The following is an 18,043-nucleotide window of genomic DNA, read 5'->3' as shown; positions in this document are numbered from 1 at the left end:
ACCCGAATAAGATCTTCTTCGCAATTCTGCCACATCCCCGGCTCGCGCTGCGCTCAGCCGGGCTACGGGTTTACCGTCGTCTGCGGACAAGTAGCCCGGATAAGACGTTTACGTCGCCATCCGGGAATAATAAAAAGCTTAAGCCAGCTGCTTCGTTTCTGCATCCTTGCTGCTGTTCAGCGCCAGCGAGACCGCCAGAGTCTGGGCCAGGCACAGCGAGGCCACCTGCGAGCGGAAACCATCAACCTGCGCCTCGCGCACCACAAAGCAGACGTCGCTGAAGGCCGCCAGCGGGCTGACCTGGCTGTCGGTAATCGCTATCTGTCGTGCTTTACGCTGCGCGCCGAGTTCCACCAGTTCAACCACTTCCCGCGCATACGGAGAGAAGCTCACCGCCACCACGACATCTTTCGGCCCGACCAGGCTGAGCTGCTCGGTAAACATGCCGCCCAGACCGTCAATCAGGAACGCTTTACGGTCCAGATGGCGCAGGGCGTAGGTCAGATAGGAGGCGACGCTAAAGGAGCGGCGCAGGCCAATAACGTAGATATTCTCCGCTTCTGCCAGCAGCGCGACCGCGCGCTGCAGATCGTCGCCGGAGGTCTGCATCGCCAGCTGCTGCAGCGCCTGGGTATTGACCATGGTGAACATATTCAGGATTTCGGTCGGCGTTTCCGGCGGGGTTGCGTCATCCGTGGTGGTCTGGCGGAACAGACGCGCGCGCTCGGTATAGTTGGCCGTCTCTTCCATCAGGTGCTGCTTGAACATCTGCTTCATTTCGTTGAAGCCGCTAAAACCAAAGGCGTTAGCGAAGCGGATCAGCGTGGAAGGGGGGACGTCAGCTTGTTGCGCGATAGAGGCCACGGTGTCGAAAGCTACGCTATTGCTGTTATCGAGAATATAGCGGGCTACCTGTTTCAGGCGTTTGCTTAACGTGTCGTAGCGACGCCTGATTTCATCCTGCAAGATGGTAAGTTGGGTCGGATTATTGGCCATAGATTGCGCTCTGAGAAAATGAAAGGAATATAATTTCCAGTGTATCAAATGAAGCGAATTTTTCATTTACTACGATGAAATACGCGATTCATTTCACGAAGATCCAGAAAAAAGCCCGCATCTTCTGAAGAGGATGCGGGCCTGGGCGGAATCAGCCGCGTGCTTCTCGCCAGTAGCCGATGAGCGTGAGGTAGTTGCGTTTCACTTCGTTAATCAGCGCCTCGTCGCTGAGCTCTCCCTGCATCCAGCGCCGTGAAGGCTGGCCAAAAATGGTGCGCCCGACGGCAAAACCTTTGATCATCGGATGCTTCGCCGCTTCAGCAAAACCGGCGCGCAGACGGTCCGAAGGGGCGTCCAGGCCGAGGATTAAGATCCCGCGGCACCAGCTATCTTCGCGCGCGATCAGTTTGCCGATCCTCTCCCATTCCGCGCTCGACAGCGGCGGCAGCTTCCACCAGTCCGGCTGGATGCCCAGCTGATAGAAGTGCTCCAGCATGTCGTGGTAGTGACGTTCATCTTTATCCGGACCGTTTTCCGGCAGGATGATTTCCAGCAGCAGTTCATGCCCGGACTTATTGCACGCCTGCCAGACTTCCAGCAGCAGCGCATCCTGTTCGGCGCGCAGCTCGGCGGGATCGGCCGGATGATAGAAGACCAGGCATTTCACCACGTGCTCCAGCGGCCAGTCGATCAGCTGGGAACCGATGTTGCCATGTTCCAGGCGCAGCGGGCGCGAGCTCGGCATTTCAATCGGCCGACCAATCCACCAACCCTTGCCGGTGATGGCATTGAGCGAGCGCTGGCCGTAGGTGCCATCGGCGAGGATGCCGCTGTGACCGTCAAGACCGGCTTCGTCTGCGGCGGCTTCCGCGGCAGCCAGCAGCAGCAGCTTCAGCTGCGGAATACAGGATTCATCACGCCCGGTTTCCAGTGCCAGGTCTGCCAGCTGCTTACGGTGGTCAAAGGCGAAAATGCACAGCTCCGGCCACGCCTGGCGGCGGCTGGTGACGCGATGGAGATGGTTGAGGCGAGCGTCGATATCCGGACGCGGGACCGATTCTGCTCGCGACAGATAGTCGTCAAGCTCGGCTTTAGTCGGCATTGCGGGCGCGCAGCCGTGGCGTGAAACCACCAGCGCGCCGCAGGCGTTAGCGTAGCGGCAGGCCTGCTCCCAGCCTTCATCGTTAAGCCAGCCGCGCAACAGGCCGGACATAAAGGCATCGCCCGCGCCCAGGACGTTAAGCACGTCAACGCGTACGCCCTGCTGTAGCGGCACGCTATCCCAGCTGTCGGGAATGGTGCCTTCCAGCACCACGCAGCCCATCGGACCGCGCTTGCAAACCAGCGTCGCTTTTGTGGCGTTACGCACGTTTTTCAGCGCGGTCAGGGTATCGGTGCTGCCGCCGGCAATATGAAACTCCTCTTCAGTCCCCACCACCAAATCGAACAGATGCAGGACTTCCTGCAGCTGGCTGGTTACCTGGCCGGATTCAATGAAACGCGTTTCACCGTCGCCTAAAGACGTTAACCCCCAAAGCACCGGACGATAGTCGATATCCAGCGCGGTACGCAGGCCGTGACGGCGGGCGTACTCCAGCGCCTTCAGCACCGCTTCGCGCGTGTTGGCGTGCGAAAGGTGGGTGCCGGTTACCGCCAGCGCCCGAGAAGAGGCGATGTACTCTTCCTTAATATCTTCTGGCGAAAGGGCCATATCGGCGCAGTTATCGCGATAAAAAATCAGCGGAAACGTCTCCTGATCTTTAATCCCCAGCATCACTAACGCCGTCAGGCGCTGCTTATCGGTGATCAGATATTCGGTATCGACGCCGGCGCGGCTCAGAGTTTCGCGTAGAAAACGGCCATTATGCTCATCGCCCACGCGAGCGAGCATTGCCGATTTTAATCCCTGAATGGCGGTGCCGAAGGCGACGTTGCCGGAAGAGCCACCCAGGTATTTAGAAAAACTGGCGACATCTTCCAGCCTCGCGCCAATCTGCTGGGCATAGAGATCGACTGCCACCCGGCCAATACAGATGACGTCGAGTCGCTTTACTGCTGCATTCATAGCTAGGGTTTCCTTTTGCATTTCTGCTGTACGGAAGAGTCGGAATGCCGACAGCGTCTCCGAAAACAGCCTGAGGGTTATTGGTTACCCTTAGTTTGAGAAATAAATATTTCATTTGCAAACTAGATCGAAATTAAAAAACCAAAAATGTGAGGGATATACCACTATGCCGCGCTGAGCCTCATTCTGCCTCGGATCCTGGGCTGCGGCTGAAAGTTGAACTGGAGCCCGTTTGGATGTGGTCTTTACCTATGATTTTTAAGGGGATATTAAGAGGTGGGCCGCGTAATTTGCGCGTTATCCCGTATACAGGATGCGAATGAAACGGGTGAAATGCATAGAGAGTTTGATCCCTCTCGCAAAATGAAATATTTCTTCTGTATTTCTATTTAATGAAAAAAATGTTTGCCTATAATCCAGAAGTATTCCAGTGGCGTTAACGGTTTCCCTGACTCATCGCTTGTATCGCTGCGCAGGGCAAAACGCTAACCCACACGCAAATACTGACAATAAGGATTGGGCAATATGGGCAAACTGAGACTGACAATGGCGCAGGCGCTGGTGAAGTTCCTGGATAACCAGTACCTGGAAGTCGATGGCGAAGAGCATAAGTTCGTCAAAGGCATCTTTGCTATCTTTGGCCACGGCAACGTGCTGGGAATGGGCCAGGCCCTTGAACAAGATAGCGGTGAAATGCGGGTCTATCAGGGGCGTAACGAGCAAGGGATGGCGCATGTCGCCACCGGTTTTGCCAGACAGTCTTTGCGTCGTCAGATTATTGCCTGCACCTCCTCCATTGGCCCCGGCGCGGCGAATATGATTACCGCCGCCGCCACCGCGACCGCCAACCGCATCCCGCTGCTGCTGCTGCCGGGCGATGTGTTTGCGACCCGCCAGCCTGATCCGGTGCTGCAGCAAATCGAACAGAGCCACGATCTCAGCATTACCACTAACGACGCGTTTCGCGCGGTGAGTAAATACTGGGATCGCATCACCCGTCCGGAACAGCTGATGAGCGCCTGCATCAACGCCATGCGCGTGTTGACCGACCCGGCGGAAACCGGTGCGGTCACGCTCTGTCTGCCGCAGGATGTTCAGGGTGAAGCCTGGGATTATCCGGAATCCTTCTTTACCCGCCGGGTACACCGCCTTGATCGCCGTCCGGCCAGCGCCGCGCAGCTGGCGGATGCCGTGGCGGCGATTAAAGCCAGCCGTAAGCCGCTGATCGTTTGCGGCGGCGGGGTGAAATACTCCGGCGCAGGCGAGGCGTTGACCCGTTTTGCCGAGCGCTACGGCGTGCCGTTTGCCGAAACCCAGGCGGGTAAAGGCAGCGTTGTCTCTTCGCATCCTTATAACGTAGGCGGCGTCGGCGAAACCGGCTGCCTGGCGGCGAACCTGCTGGCGAAAGAGGCGGACTTAGTCATCGGTCTTGGCACGCGTTTCAGCGATTTCACCACCTCATCAAAATGGATTTTCCAGCACCCGGGCGTGCGCTTCCTCAATATCAACGTCAGCAACTTCGACGCCTGGAAGCTGGATGGCATCCCGATGCTGGCGGATGCTCGCGAAGCCCTCACTGCTCTGGACGGTGCCCTGTCCGGCGAATCCTGGCAGGCTGGCTGGGGAGAGCAGATTGAAAGCGTGCAGAGCCGCCAGCTGAAAGAGACCCAGCGCGTTTACCAGGCGGTGTGGCAGGAAACCGCTTTCGTCCCGGAAATAGACGACCACCTGGATCGGGAATCGGTGTATCGCGAATTTCGCCAGATAACCGACTCCACCCTGACGCAAAGCAGCGTTCTCGGCGTACTCAACGAAACGCTGCCGGCGGATGCGGTAATTGTGGCGGCGGCGGGTAGCCTGCCGGGAGACCTGCAGCGCGTCTGGCGCAACCGGGCCACCAACACCTATCACGTGGAATACGGCTACTCCTGCATGGGGTATGAAGTCAGCGCCGCGCTGGGCGTGAAGTTAGCCCAACCGCAAAGCGAGGTCTATTCGCTGGTCGGCGACGGCTCGTTCATGATGCTGCACTCCGAGCTGGTGACCTCCCTGCAGGAGCGCGCGAAGATCAACATCGTGCTGCTCGACAACATGGCCAACGGCTGCATTAACAACCTGCAGATGGAGCACGGTATGGACAGCTTCGGCACCGAGTTCCGCTTCCGCTGCGCCGAATCGGGCCAGCTGCAGGGCGGCCTGGTGCCGGTAGATTTCGCCACCGTCGCTGCCGGCTACGGCTGCAAAACCTGGCGCGTCACGACGCTAGAAGAACTGCGCCACGCGCTGGACGCCGCGCGCCGCGAAACCGTCAGTACCCTGATAGACATTAAAGTGCTGCCGAAAACCATGGTGCACAAATACGGCAGCTGGTGGAACGTCGGCGTCGCGCAGTCTGCGCTCTCCGAGCGGATCCGCAAGGTGGCGCAAATGATCAATGAAAAACGCGCTCAGGCGCGGGATTACTAAACAGAACATAAACCCTGAACCCTACAAATCTCGGGAGAAAACCAACTATGTCACTCAAATTAGGTGTCATCGGTGCCGGCGCTATCGGTAAAGAGCATATCCGTCGTTGCACTCAGGTACTGCAGGGAGCCACGGTCGTTGCGGTTTCGGATATCAACGAAGAGAACGCCCGCGCCGCGGTAGCGCTGCCGGGCGTGCATGCCGAAGTGTATGCCGACGGTCATGACGTGATTAAAGCCAGCGATGTCGATGCCATTCTGGTCACCTCATGGGACCCCACCCACGAAGAGTACACGCTGGCCGCTATCGCCGCCGGGAAGCCGGTGTTCTGCGAGAAGCCGCTGGCGATGAGCGCGGAAGGCTGCCGCCGCATCGTTGATGCGGAAATGAAAGCCGGTCGCCGCCTGGTGCAGGTTGGATTTATGCGCCCTTACGACGAAGGCTATCTGGCGCTGAAAAAAGTGATCGATGACGGCGACATCGGCGCGACGCTGATGCTGCGCTGCGCGCACCGCAACCAGTCGGTGGGCGAGGATTACATCACCAACATGGCGATCACCAACACCCTTATTCACGAACTGGATGTGCTGCGCTGGCTGCTGAATGACGACTATGTTTCCGTGCAGGTGCGCTTCCCGCGCTCCACGTCCCACACCCACGCGCGCCTGAAAGACCCGCAGATCGTGTCGTTTGAAACCAAAAAAGGCACGCTGATCGACGTGGAAGTCTTCGTGAACTGCCAGTACGGCTACGACATCCAGTGTGAAGTAGTAGGGGAAACCGGAATTGCCCGCCTGCCTGAGCCGTCGGCCGTGCAGATGCGCAAAGCCGCTAACCTGTCGACCGCTATTCTGACCGACTGGAAGGATCGCTTTATCAAAGCGTATGACGTTGAGCTGCAGGCCTTTATCAATGATGTTCAGGCCGGCCAGCTACACGGCCCATCGGCGTGGGATGGCTACGCGGCGTCCGTCGCTGCCGACGCCTGTATCAAAGCCCAGGAAACCAGCGAGCCGGTTGAGGTGACGCTGCCTGAATGCCCGGCATTCTACAAACGCTAATCCCGCTTTGCTGACGGAACTTCTTTGCACAGGTAACGACGATGAAAATTGCTTTTGATGTTGATGTCATTAAAGACCTCGGGGTAACCCGGATGGTCCATCAGGTGGCGGAGTGGGGCTACAAGTACATTGAGCAATCGCCGCACCCGCAGATCAACCCGTTCTACAAGCACCCGCGCGCCAGCCGGGAAATTATGGCTGAGTACAAGCAGGCGCTGCGCGATACCGGCGTAGAGCTCTCCTCATTTATCTGCGTCTACCGCTGGTCCGGTCCGGATGAGCTGCGCCGTCAGGCAGCAGTGAAAAACTGGAAACGGCTGATCGAAATCGCGGTTGAAATGGGTGTACAGGTGATCAACACCGAGTTCTCCGGCGATCCTAACCAGCCGGAGATTTGCGATGAGATGTTCTATCGCTCCATGGAAGAGCTGCTGCCGATTTTTGAGCGCGAAGGCATCCGCGTTGAAATTCAGGCGCATCCGTGGGACTTCTGCGAAGAGAACAACGAAACCGTCGATATCGTGAAGTCGTTCCGCAGCGATAACGTTAAGTACGTTTATAGCGTCCCGCACACCTTCTTCTATGACAAAGGCGTGGGCGACGTTGAAAAAATGCTGCGCTACGCGGGAAGCGATCTCTCCCACGTGCTGATCGCGGATACCCGCAACCATACAAAACATTGCCGCTATATCGTTAACCCGCCGGGCGTAGATGCCGTCGTTCACCAGCATGTGGGCGTCGGGGAAGGGGATGTGGATTTCGACGCGCTGTTCCGCACTCTGCGCGATATGAAATTTGCCGAGCAGACCTTCAAAGTCGGCGGTGAGCCGATTGTGGCCACCTCGCTGTTCGGCTACCCGGAAAAAATGAAATACCAGGCAGTGGAAACCCGTGAACTCATCGAACGTGAATTGCTGCGCCGGTAAGGCGCAGCGGCAGGAGCCCCTACTATGAACAAAGATAACGTAAAACTGGCCATCGCCCCGATTGGCTGGACTAACGACGATATGCCGGAGTTGGGCAGCGAAAATACTTTCCAGCAAATCGTCAGCGAAATGGCGCTGGCGGGCTTTACCGGCAGCGAAGTCGGCAGCAAATATCCACGCGATCCGGCGGTTCTCAAGCCGATGCTGGATATCCGCGGCATTCAGATTTGCAACGCCTGGTTCAGCACCTTTTTTGCTAACGGCCAGCGGGAAAAGACCATTGATGAATTCGTTAACCACATGAATTTCCTGCATGCTATGGGCGCGAAAGTGATCGGCTGCTCTGAGCAGAGCGGCAGCATCCAGGGGCTGGAAAAGCCTATCCTGGAGAATGCGAAACCGTGCTTTAGCGAAGAAGAGTGGCAGCGGGTGGCGGAAGGCTATAACACCCTCGGTCGTCTGGCGGCGGAAAAGGGCATGCAGGTCTGTCTGCACCACCATATGGGCACAGGTATCCAGACGACGGCAGAGATCGACAAGTTTATGTCGCTGGTGGATGACAAGGTCTTCCTGCTCTACGACACCGGGCACGCCTGGTATTCCGAAGGCGGCGAAGAGCCGATGCTGGCGATTCTGAAAAAATATCTGCCGCGTATTAACCACGTGCACCTGAAAGACGTGCGTCCGCCGGTGATCGAGCAGGTGCGTCGCGAAGGGCTCTCCTTCCTTGACGGCGTGAAGAAGGGGACCTTCACCGTGCCGGGCGACGGCGTCATTGATTTCCGTCCGGTGTTTAAACTGCTGGACGAACATGGCTATAAAGGCTGGATGGTGGTTGAGGCCGAGCAGGATCCGGCGCTGGCCAACCCATTCGAATACGCCGTAAAAGCGCGCAAATATATCCGCGATACGGCAGGAATCTAATCGTTGTTTTATTTTCAGGCCATACGTCGTATGGCCTGCTTTTTTTCCTCTGTCGTGACATTGCCTGGTGGCGAATAAGCGACGCTGTACGCGTTTCCCTCTCCTTTTGGGAGAGGAGCAGGGAGAGGGAAAAGTTTTACTTCACTTCCGCCAGCGCGGTCTTATCGACGTAGGGTTTCATCAGCGCATCGGCTTCCTTCTGCGCCGCCTGCACCGCGGCTTCCGGGGTAACGTTGGCATCGTTGACCACTGCGGCCAGCTGGTTTTCCATCGCTTTACGCACGGCAACGGTCTCCCAGGTGGAGTACCACGGATGGGCATACTTCAGCTGTTCGAGGGCGATAGCCGCGCGCGGATCCTGCTGCAGATATGCTTTCATTTCCGGCGTATCGTAGGCGGCCTTACGCGGGGAGAAGTAGCCAGTAAAGCGGCTCCAGGCGCCGTTGACCTGCGGGCTCACCAGATATGTCAGGAACTGGTACGCCGCTTTTTTCTGCGCGTCGTTGATGCCCTTGAAGCTTACCAGGCTGGCGCCGCCGATCGGTACCGCCCGCTGCTCTTTGGCCGGCAGCATCGCCACGCCCAGCTCAAAATCTTTGCTGTTCTCGCGCATAAAGCCCAGCGCGCCGGTGCTCAGCATCGCCATTCCAACTTTGCCGGAGAAGAAGCTGGCGCCGATCTGTTTCGAATTCAGCACGCCGGAAGGCATGACTTTGTCTTTATAGACCAGGTTCTGCCAGAAGCGCAGGGCGCCGATGGTGGTTGGCGTGTTGTAATAGACTTCGCCGGGATAGTCCTCGTTAAAGTATTTCCCGCCGTTGGCGCGCACCAGCGCCGAGAAGATCCAGCCGCCGTAATCATCGTTGGTCGACGGCAGCATGATCCCCCACTGGCCTTTGCTTTCGTCGGTCAGCTTTCTGGCGTCCGCCAGCAGCTCGGCCCATGTTTGCGGCGGCTGTTTGATCCCGGCCCGATCGAACATCGTTTTGTTGTAGTAGAGGATCGGCGTCGAGTTATGGAACGGGATCGCATAGGTGGTACCCATCACCTGGGCGTTTTTATGCATTGCGGGCCAGAACGCCTTCACCAGGAAATCCCCCGCTTTTTGATCGCCATACTGGAACAGCTCGTCCATCGGCAGGATCTCATCCTTCAGCGCCAGATCGGTGGTGAAGTTGGCGGACATAATCACCAGCGCGGGCGGCTGCCCGGCTTTCTGCGCTGATTCTGCTTTGATCTTGGTGGTGTCGTAGTTGCCGGTAAAGATCCCGCGCACTTCGACATCCTGCTGCGACTCGTTGAATTGCTTAATGACGCGAGTCATCTCCATGGTCAGCTTGCCGTCCACCGGCGCCGGAAACATGAAGTCGATCCTCTCTTTCGCCAGCGCCGCGCCGCTCAGGGCAAGGCTGAGCCCAACCGCGAGAGCGGTGATAGGTTTAAACATAGTTTGTCTCCATCAGTAAGCACCTGTCCACAGGCTATTTTATTTGCCAGTTTGGCCCTGGGCAGTGCTCAGACAAAACTCGTAGAGTTTTGAACACCCTTCAGGGTGGCCCGAAGGGGGAGCGTAGCGAATCATCCTCACGTACTACACGTACGCTCCGGTTCTTCCGCGCTGTCCGTGTCCAAACTGACTGCAACAATTACGCCTGATGTACCGGCGCTAAATTATGCTGTTTCTCAGCATGAAAAAGATGCACATCGGCAGGTGAAAAGCCGAGGATCAGCGAATCGCCTTTCTCCGGCACCGCGCCGCGATGGCGACGGCTAAAGCGTAAGGTGCCGATGGGGGTGCTGACGTGGAGCAGATAATCGGCTCCCATCAGTTCTCGTTGCAGCACGGTGGCGGGCAGGCGCAGATGGTTCTCTTCCACGCGGTCGCTGATATGTTCCGGGCGAATGCCTAACCACACCCGGGATTTTTCACGGTAGCGCGGCGGCAGCGGATAGCGCAGCTCACCCAGTAATACCTCACCATCAGCGCAGGGCAGTGAGAGCAGATTCATCGCCGGAGATCCGATAAATCCGGCGACAAACAGGTTGGCCGGGTTGGCGTACAGATACTCCGGTCGCCCGACCTGCTGTACGTGGCCGCCGTTCATCACCACGATGCGGTCGGCCATCGACATCGCTTCCGTCTGGTCATGGGTGACGTAGACGGTGCTGGTTCTGAGCTGCTGGTGGAGGTCCATAATGCTGTCGCGCACTTCGCTCCGCAGGCGGGCGTCGAGGTTGGAGAGCGGCTCATCCATCAGGAACAGGCGCGGATTGCGCACTATCGCCCGCGCCATCGCCACCCGCTGCCGCTGGCCGCCGGAGAGCTTCGCCGGTTTGCGATCGAGCAGGGTATCCAGCTGCAGCATCTGCGCGACTTTATCCACCCGCGGCTGCCAGCTGGTCTTCTCCTCTTTGCGCACCTTCATGCCGAAGGTGATGTTGTCGCGCACCGACAGGTGCGGAAACAGCGCATAGTTCTGGAAGATCATCGCGAAGTTACGCTCTCTGGGCGACATTTCGGTGATGTTCTCATCGTGCAGCCAGATCTCCCCCTCGCTGACCGGCTCCAGCCCGGCGAGCAGGCGCAGCAGGGTGCTTTTACCGCAGCCGGACGGGCCCACCAGCACCACGAATTCCCCTTCGCGAATATCCAGCGACAGGGCGCTGAGGGCCGGTTTACCGTCAAACTGTTTACTGATGTTTTGCAGACTAAGCATGGCGTTTAGCGATCTTCCGTTGGGCAGCTGATATTTTCGTCGTACATCCACGGTCCGGCGTAGTGGGTCAGAGGATGTTGATAGCTCACCCACTGCTCGTCGACCTGGCGATGCATCAGGCACGACGCTGGAGAGAGGTCGTAATACGGACGGGTATCTTCATGAAAGTAGGGCACCTGGTGGACGGTTCCCGGGATGGTGGAGATGATGGCCTGGCGATACTGGGTCATGGTCAGGCTGTGGTTATGGCCGCAGAAAATGCGCGTCAGCGACGGGAAACGCTCAACCAGCGCCAGCAGACGATGGCCGTTTTCGCAGGCGATAGGGTCCATCTGCGCGTTGCCCAGCGGCAGCGGCGGATGATGCATAAACACCGTCGCTGGTTTATCGCCGCCATCAAACAGCTGGGCTTCCAGCCACCTGATGGTTTCCTCGGTCAGCCAGCCTTTCGACGTACCCGCCCGGCTGGAGTCGATAAACAGCAGGCGAGTGGCAAAATCGTCTACCGCGTAGTGCACGTTTTGCGCGTCGCGGCCGAGCTGCGGGCACAGCGGATGCAGGTATTCCAGAAACAGCGCTTTATCGTCGTGGTTGCCGGGAATGAGATACAGCGGATAGTTCAGGCTGCCGAGGATCTGGCGGGCGACCTCATACTCTTCCGGGCGGCCGCAGTTGACGATATCGCCGCTCACCACCACCGCGTCCGGACGCTCCTGCAGGGCATTCAGCTGGGAGACGACGTCGGCATTGGCGGCATTGACGTCAATAAAGCCGTACAGCTTCTGGCCGCGGCTGCGGAAATGGGTATCGGAAATTTGCGCTAACAGCATGAAGAGCTCCTTATTTGATCCCGGAGAAGCCGAAGCTTCGCAGGAACTGTTTCTGGAAGAGGATGAAGGCCAGCATCAGCGGCAGGCAGACCATCAGCGTGCCGGCGCCGATGATGCCCCACTGACCGCCGGATTCAGCGCCCATGGCAAACGAGACCAGCCCCACGGTCAGCACCTGTTTGTCCGGGTCGTTCAGCATCATCAGCGGCCACAGATACTCGTTCCAGTGGTAGGTAATGCTGACGGTGGCGAAGGCCAGCACCGACGGCCAGGACATCGGCAGCAGCACGCGGAACAGCACCTGCCACCAGCGGCAGCCCTCCATCAGCGCCGCCTCTTCCAGCTCTTTGGGTATGGCCAGAAACGCCTGACGCATCAGGAACACGCCGAACGCCGAGGTGAAGTAGGGCATCATTACCCCGGTGAGGGTATTGAGCAGGCCGAAGGTTTTCAGGGTCAGCATGTTCGGCACCATCATCACCACCGGCATGATCATCAGCTGGACGAGGAACATCAGGAACAGCGTCTTTTTGCCGCGGAACTCGTGGCAGGCGAAGACGTAGCCAGCGGTGGTGATGGTCAACAGCTGCACGAAGAAGGTGCCGAAGGTGAAGATAAGGGTGTTGGCGTAAAGGCTCAGCCAGTTGGCGCTGTCCCAGGCATCGCGGAAGTTATCCAGCGTCAGCGGCATACGGGGCAGCAGGGAGGCCATATCCTCGCCGAAGGTCGTGGCGCTAAATGAGGTCGCCAGCATCCATAAAAACGGGCTCATCCACAGCAGCGCCAGGCAGCACATTAATACCGTGAGCGTAAAGGGCTGCGAGCGGCGCAGGCGCAGCCACAGCGGGCGCGATGCGCTGTGCGATCGCAGCGCCAGCGGCGAGATTTCAGCGCTCATAGTGCGCTCCTTTCTCCAGCAGTTTGAGGTTAATCAGCGAGAAGGCAAACAGCCCGGCCAGCGTCAGGAAGGTGGCGGCGGAAGCTTTACCTAAATCATGAGTGTCCCAGGCGAGGTTCTGGATGTAGTAGAGCAGCACGGTCGTGGCGTTATCTGGCCCGCCGCGGGTCATCACCGCCACGTGGTCGATCTGGGTGATGGAGTAGATCAGCGCCGTGGTTATCACGAAGCTCAGGGTCGGGCGCAGCAGCGGCAGCGTCACCTTAAAGAACACCTGCGTGCGGGTGGCGCCTTCCACGATCGCCGCTTCGCGCGTGGAGGCCGGAATGCTTTGCAGCCCGGCGAGGAAAAACAGCATGTAGTAACCGGCGAACTTCCACACGCCAATCAGCGCCAGCGCCAGCAGCGCGCTATTGCTGCGCCCCAGCCAGTTGTTGTTCATCGGGCCGAACAGCTTCGCCAGATAGTGGTCGAGCAGGCCAAGACCGGGCATAAAGATAAACAGCCACAGCGCGGCGGCGCTGACCATCGGGATAATCATCGGGAAGAAGAAGGCGGTGCGCAGCCAGCGGTTGACGCGGTGATTCTCGGTCAGGGCGACCGCCAGAAGCAGGGCGAGGGTCACGCCCGGTATCACCGTCAGCAGGATATAAAGCAGGTTATTCCCCAGCGACTGCCAGAAGACGCTGTCGGCGAACAGACGACTGAAGTTCTCCAGCCCGACATACTGGCCGCCGTCGCTGACCATGCGGGTATCGAACAGGCTGTCATAAATCGATCGCCCGAGGGGAAACCAGGTAAACAGTAATAAAAACAGCAGGGAAGGCGACAGTATCAGCCAGGGGAGCCAGGTTTTTCTCATGGTGGCGGACGTCTCATTCAGGCGTTTGTAGAAGCCCGGATTGTGAGAAGGATTGACTGCAAGCGTATGGCGGGGAGATGACGGTTTAATGACCAGGGAAACAAGCGCCGGGCAGACGGGTCGCCCGGCATCACTCCGGTCAGTGGCGTTCAGGCCGCGCGGCTGCGGCCTGAAGCATGACGAAGAACGATCAGAAGTCGGCTTTCAGCACCACGCGGTAGCGGGCCTTGCCCTCGCGAACGTGCTTCAGCGCCTCGTTGATCTGCGACATCGGGAACAGCTCGGTGGTCGGCGCGACTTTGCTGCGTCCGGCGAATTTCATCAGTTTGCGCAGCTCGGACGGGTTGCCGGTGGCCGAGCCGGAGATGCTGCGGTCGCCGCCAATCAGGGTAAAAGCGGGGACCGGGAACGGCTTCATCACCGCGCCGACGGTGTGGAAGTTACCGCCGTACGCCAGCGCTTCAAAGTACGGCTGCCAGTCGAGGTCGACGGCGACGGTGTTGATAATCAGGTCGAACTGGCCGGCCAGCGCCTTTAAGGCTTCGGGATCGCGGCTGTTCACCACGCGATCGGCGCCCATTGCCAGCACTTCCTGCTCTTTCGCCGGATTGGAGCTAAAGGCGGTGACTTCCGCGCCCATCGCGTGCAGCAGCTTGATGGCGATATGGCCGAGGCCGCCAATGCCGATGACGCCGACTCGGCTGTTCGCCGTGACGTGATGCATCAGCAGCGGCTTGAAGACGGTGATGCCACCGCAGAGCATCGGCCCGGCAGATTCAAGATCGACGTTTTCCGGCAGCGGGATCACCCATTGCCAGTCGGCGCGCAGCTTATCGGCGAAGCCGCCGCGGTTGATGATGGTGGGCACCGAGCCTTCCAGACAGTTCACGTGATTGCCGCTGATACAGGCGTCGCAGTGGCCGCAGCTGCGCGCTGTCCAGCCAATGCCGACCTTCTGGCCAACCTTCAGCCCTTTATCCTGCGCCGCGCTGCCCAGCGCCGCCACCCGGCCAATCACCTCGTGACCGGCCACCAGCGGATAGCTCGACATGCCCCATTCGTTGTCGATCATCGACAGGTCGGAGTGGCAGATCCCGCAGTACTCCACCTGCACTTCGACATCTTCCGGCTTAAGGTCGCCGGCATCGTACTCCCACAGCGACAGATCGGCGCCCGCTTCTTTGGCGGCGTAACTTTTAATAGTGCTCATGACAGTTTCCTTGGGTTTGGCGTAGTTAAGAAGGAAGTGTAGAGCATGGGGCGAGGGGACGCCTGGCAGAAGGAGGGGGGATAGGGGGTTATAGAGGAGGGCAAAATGTACCCTGAAGAGGCTAACACACTGAGCCGATGAAAAATTCATCACTTGGTGGCAGGTGAATGCAACGTTGCTTGCATGGCAGCGTGCGACAGGTATAATCCAGAACGTTTTCCGTATCCTTTCCGTGCCGGAGTGGCGAAATCGGTAGACGCAGTTGATTCAAAATCAACCGTAGAAATACGTGCCGGTTCGAGTCCGGCCTTCGGCACCAATCAAGAAAAACCCCTTAGAAACAACGAGTTAATTAAATAACTCTGCCTTTCTTGCCTGTGTTTTTTGCTTGAATAATGTCACCAACGATTGCCGCTGTGTTTGGTAGTGGCTTTTGGGATGTTATCACGCAGCGGCAGGTAGTTTCCAGGCTCAACCCTGTACAAACGTGAACGGTCAGCACTGACGACTTAATTTTATGTCGCTGGTCTATTCGTTGCGCTTTTCCTTTGAAGCCGGAAGACGCCGCCAGCGTCTCTAATCCTTTTCCCATAACCCTTGTCGATGTGGCTCGCGCTTCGTGCGGCGCTCCATGATGCAACACGTCGAGATGACGTTGCAGCGAATAAACAGGCGTAATGTTGGGAAGACTAACCGGATCGGGAAAGAGTCCGGCTCTGCCACGGTTTCAGCCACCGGTTCACAAAGGCTACCTGATAAGAAGCCATGACAAGGCGTCATCATCTCTGTGAAGGGACAAAAGCTATCTGCGGATGTCGCTACGCTCCGCCTTTCGTTATGTGCCCAACACGGCACGTAATGGTCACCTATTGCCTTCGGCACCATTTGGTAGGGTATTTTGGCATCTGGATTTGTCACTGCGATTTTCTGTAGCCTGCCCTTATGGCCCCAGTATGAGGGCCGATCTGGAGGTAATCATGGCGAAGAATGCAGCAGCAACCAAACGCAACAACCGTAAAATTCACGCTCGTAAGTTTCTGGCGACACCAGAGGGCAAAGCATGGCTCGAACGTAAAAAGGCAGAGGAGGCGGAGTTGAAGATGGTGACGGAGGCCAAGAGATTTATCTGACTATAGCTAATTATAAAGCTGCTTATGCACTGACTATGTTTTGGTGCTTGTAGAGGCATATACACGCAGATTTGTATGTACTCATTACGGCTCAATTGATATGTGCTGGTTGACAAAATCAACGTTTTCCGTAAATATGGTTGACAACATTTCACCAGGGTAAGCCGTTATGAGCAATTATCGAACAGTACTAATGAACGCTTTTGATTTAAATCATCGTAGTTCCATGATTCGTTCCATATCTCAGGCTTACTTGATGTCTGCCGAACGTAGCCGCGAATTCGGTGTGTTCTCTCGTGAGGCACAACCCTATCTTCGCTGGTTCTATTGTGAAGCATTACTGGAAAAAGCGGCTATCAATCTTGGGTTGGATTTTCAGGCTGCACCTAATGTAGCCCGCAACTGTCGCCACTTATCGATTAAGTCTAACAACTGGACTCTTACCACTCACCATGTTAACGGGCCAGGACAATTACCGCGTAAGGCTCGCTACCGAGCTGCATATGCACAAAGTATGAATTACGATCTTTTTGAAGGGTTTGAAGACAGCGATAATGTGCTTCCAAGCGTTGGTGGTCACGTTTATCTTTTACACGATGGTGTAGGTGCTTCGCTGGAAGCGATAAGTTTGACCATTCCTACACCAGACTTGCGTGCTGTACTGTATGCTGAATCATTAGAGTTAGTTTCTTCTTATGAAGTTGAGGAAGAAGCTATTGAAGATGAACTTGATGAAAAAATCGCCCTTAGGGTCGATGAAATGCTAAGAAAACAAAAATGAACGTAAGCCCGCTTATTTCGCAAAATCGTGACAAATTAATCAATCCTGAACGTCTTACCGAAGCAAGGGAGGCTAAAGGGTTGACTATGGCTGACCTTGCTCGTTTGCTTGAAATTTCTCGGCAAGCGGTTTCTGCGTTTGAGAAAGGGCTGAAAAATCCATCCCATGAAACATTAAATCAGCTCTCAAGGGTATTGGGTTTCCCTGAGGCTTTCTTTTTAGCTCCCGAATCTTCACCCAACATTAAAGGCGCTGTTCATTTTCGTAGTCGAGCTTCCGCAAGTAAAAAGGAACGCTTAATGGGCACAACGAAGGGAAGATGGGTGACAGGTATACTCACTAATCTGCTCCAATATGCAATTTTGCCTGAATTGAAGCTACCGCCTATTGATATTGATGATTTTGAAATGCTGACGCCAAGCGATCTCGAAGATATCGCAACGCAAACCCGTAGATATTGGGGACTGGGTGATGGTCCGATTAAGAATCTAACTCAACTTCTTGAAAATAATGGTGTTGTTGTATCGAATATTCATGCGGGTGATAGGGTCGATGCCTTTTCATTTTGGTCTAATTCCGGTCCAGTCATTGTTGCTGATAAAAATTGCACGGCGGTTCGGTTGAGATTCACTATTGCTCATGAATTGGGGCATCTGATACTGCACCGTTCGGTTCAGGATGATTATCTTGACGATAAAGAGCTTTTCAAGAAAGTAGAAAAACAAGCGGATTACTTTGCTTCTTGCTTCTTGCTTCCTGCTTCTACTTTTGGCAATGAGTTTTTCTCACCAAGTTTGCAGGGGCTGATAAAGCTGAAAGAACGTTGGGGTGTTTCGATTGGAGCGCTCACCATGCGAGCGTCGAGCTTGCATCTGATAAATGATAATCAGAAAGAGTATGTTTTCAGGCAATTGGCCCCTTATCGGAAAAGAGAGCCATTGGACGACGTAATAAAAAGTGAAGAGCCTAAGTTAATAAATAAACTTGCTCATTTGCTTGATGAGCATAATATAATCACTAAAAGTGAGCTTTTTGAAAGCTCTGCTTTGCCTGATGCTGATTTTATTGCTATCACCAAAATAAAAAAATCGGAAATATATTCCGAAAAAGAAAATGTTATTTCACTAAAATTGAAATAATTGAAGGCATTTCTTCATCAGAGTAACAGAAATCGAAT

Annotated in this window: 15 protein-coding genes and 1 tRNA gene; 8 read left to right on the top strand and 8 right to left on the bottom strand. The window is 56.3% G+C overall.

The genetic code is table 11. The annotated features are described in order from the left end of the window. Positions 1–138 precede the first annotated feature (138 nt). Together HMPREF1144_RS07435 and HMPREF1144_RS07430 are read right to left on the bottom strand one after the other, a co-directional pair. Entirely contained in the window at positions 139–996 is an 858-nt protein-coding gene (locus HMPREF1144_RS07435; RefSeq protein WP_004098142.1) for a MurR/RpiR family transcriptional regulator, read from the bottom strand. A gap of 151 nt (positions 997–1,147) precedes the next feature. Further along, positions 1,148–3,061 carry a bifunctional 5-dehydro-2-deoxygluconokinase/5-dehydro-2-deoxyphosphogluconate aldolase gene (locus tag HMPREF1144_RS07430; protein WP_009652304.1) on the bottom strand — a complete coding sequence of 638 codons (1,914 nt, stop codon included), beginning with the start codon at positions 3,059–3,061 and terminating at the stop codon, positions 1,148–1,150. A gap of 525 nt (positions 3,062–3,586) precedes the next feature. Here HMPREF1144_RS07430 and iolD point away from each other — a divergent pair. Genes iolD through iolE form a run of 4 tightly spaced genes read left to right on the top strand, consistent with a single transcriptional unit; the run spans position 3,587 to position 8,438 of the window. Next, positions 3,587–5,527 carry a 3D-(3,5/4)-trihydroxycyclohexane-1,2-dione acylhydrolase (decyclizing) gene (iolD, locus tag HMPREF1144_RS07425; RefSeq protein WP_009652310.1) on the top strand — a complete coding sequence of 647 codons (1,941 nt, stop codon included), beginning with the start codon at positions 3,587–3,589 and terminating at the stop codon, positions 5,525–5,527. A gap of 47 nt (positions 5,528–5,574) precedes the next feature. Further along, positions 5,575–6,588 carry a Gfo/Idh/MocA family protein gene (locus HMPREF1144_RS07420; RefSeq protein ID WP_009652322.1) on the top strand — a complete coding sequence of 338 codons (1,014 nt, stop codon included), beginning with the start codon at positions 5,575–5,577 and terminating at the stop codon, positions 6,586–6,588. A gap of 41 nt (positions 6,589–6,629) precedes the next feature. Then, positions 6,630–7,514 (top strand): sugar phosphate isomerase/epimerase family protein, encoded by an 885-nt coding sequence (locus tag HMPREF1144_RS07415; RefSeq protein WP_004098146.1) that lies wholly within the window; start codon positions 6,630–6,632, stop codon positions 7,512–7,514. A gap of 24 nt (positions 7,515–7,538) precedes the next feature. Further along, on the top strand, positions 7,539–8,438 hold the full coding sequence (gene iolE / locus HMPREF1144_RS07410) for a myo-inosose-2 dehydratase (protein WP_009652324.1): 900 nt from the start codon (positions 7,539–7,541) through the stop codon (positions 8,436–8,438). A 136-nt stretch (positions 8,439–8,574) separates the two neighbouring features. Here the strand turns inward: iolE and HMPREF1144_RS07405 are convergent, their stop codons facing one another. The 6 genes from HMPREF1144_RS07405 to ahr all read right to left on the bottom strand — a co-directional run bounded on the left by HMPREF1144_RS07405 (position 8,575) and on the right by ahr (position 14,955). Further along, positions 8,575–9,885 carry an ABC transporter substrate-binding protein gene (locus HMPREF1144_RS07405; RefSeq protein WP_009652373.1) on the bottom strand — a complete coding sequence of 437 codons (1,311 nt, stop codon included), beginning with the start codon at positions 9,883–9,885 and terminating at the stop codon, positions 8,575–8,577. Positions 9,886–10,084: 199 nt separating this feature from the next. After that, positions 10,085–11,155, bottom strand: coding sequence for an ABC transporter ATP-binding protein (locus tag HMPREF1144_RS07400; RefSeq protein ID WP_009652289.1), 1,071 nt, complete (start codon positions 11,153–11,155; stop codon positions 10,085–10,087). A gap of 5 nt (positions 11,156–11,160) precedes the next feature. Next, the gene (locus HMPREF1144_RS07395; protein WP_009652342.1) at positions 11,161–11,985 is read right to left on the bottom strand and encodes a phosphodiesterase; all 825 of its coding nucleotides are present in this window, start codon (positions 11,983–11,985) and stop codon (positions 11,161–11,163) included. Positions 11,986–11,995: 10 nt separating this feature from the next. Continuing rightward, a complete protein-coding gene (locus tag HMPREF1144_RS07390; protein WP_009652353.1) occupies positions 11,996–12,883 on the bottom strand; it encodes a carbohydrate ABC transporter permease in 888 nt (295 codons plus the stop codon). Then, on the bottom strand, positions 12,873–13,745 hold the full coding sequence (locus HMPREF1144_RS07385) for a carbohydrate ABC transporter permease (protein ID WP_004098155.1): 873 nt from the start codon (positions 13,743–13,745) through the stop codon (positions 12,873–12,875). Before HMPREF1144_RS07385 ends, HMPREF1144_RS07390 begins: the two co-directional genes overlap by 11 nt. 190 nt (positions 13,746–13,935) lie before the next feature. Beyond that, on the bottom strand, positions 13,936–14,955 hold the full coding sequence (ahr, locus tag HMPREF1144_RS07380; RefSeq protein WP_004108819.1) for an NADPH-dependent aldehyde reductase Ahr: 1,020 nt from the start codon (positions 14,953–14,955) through the stop codon (positions 13,936–13,938). Between the two features lie 234 nt (positions 14,956–15,189). Here ahr and HMPREF1144_RS07375 point away from each other — a divergent pair. The 4 genes from HMPREF1144_RS07375 to HMPREF1144_RS07365 all read left to right on the top strand — a co-directional run bounded on the left by HMPREF1144_RS07375 (position 15,190) and on the right by HMPREF1144_RS07365 (position 18,005). Continuing rightward, positions 15,190–15,274 (top strand) — tRNA-Leu (locus HMPREF1144_RS07375). Positions 15,275–15,932: 658 nt separating this feature from the next. Further along, positions 15,933–16,085 (top strand): hypothetical protein, encoded by a 153-nt coding sequence (locus HMPREF1144_RS33215; protein ID WP_009652349.1) that lies wholly within the window; start codon positions 15,933–15,935, stop codon positions 16,083–16,085. A 169-nt stretch (positions 16,086–16,254) separates the two neighbouring features. Beyond that, positions 16,255–16,866, top strand: coding sequence for a hypothetical protein (locus HMPREF1144_RS07370; protein ID WP_042927208.1), 612 nt, complete (start codon positions 16,255–16,257; stop codon positions 16,864–16,866). Continuing rightward, entirely contained in the window at positions 16,863–18,005 is a 1,143-nt protein-coding gene (locus tag HMPREF1144_RS07365; RefSeq protein ID WP_009652346.1) for a helix-turn-helix domain-containing protein, read from the top strand. Before HMPREF1144_RS07370 ends, HMPREF1144_RS07365 begins: the two co-directional genes overlap by 4 nt. The last annotated feature ends 38 nt before the right edge of the window (positions 18,006–18,043 follow it).

This window comes from Klebsiella sp. OBRC7, from assembly GCF_000293135.1.
Classification (GTDB): Bacteria; Pseudomonadota; Gammaproteobacteria; order Enterobacterales; family Enterobacteriaceae; genus Klebsiella; species Klebsiella michiganensis.
Note: the sequence above shows the minus strand (reverse complement) of the source record. Positions and strands in the feature narration are given on the sequence as shown.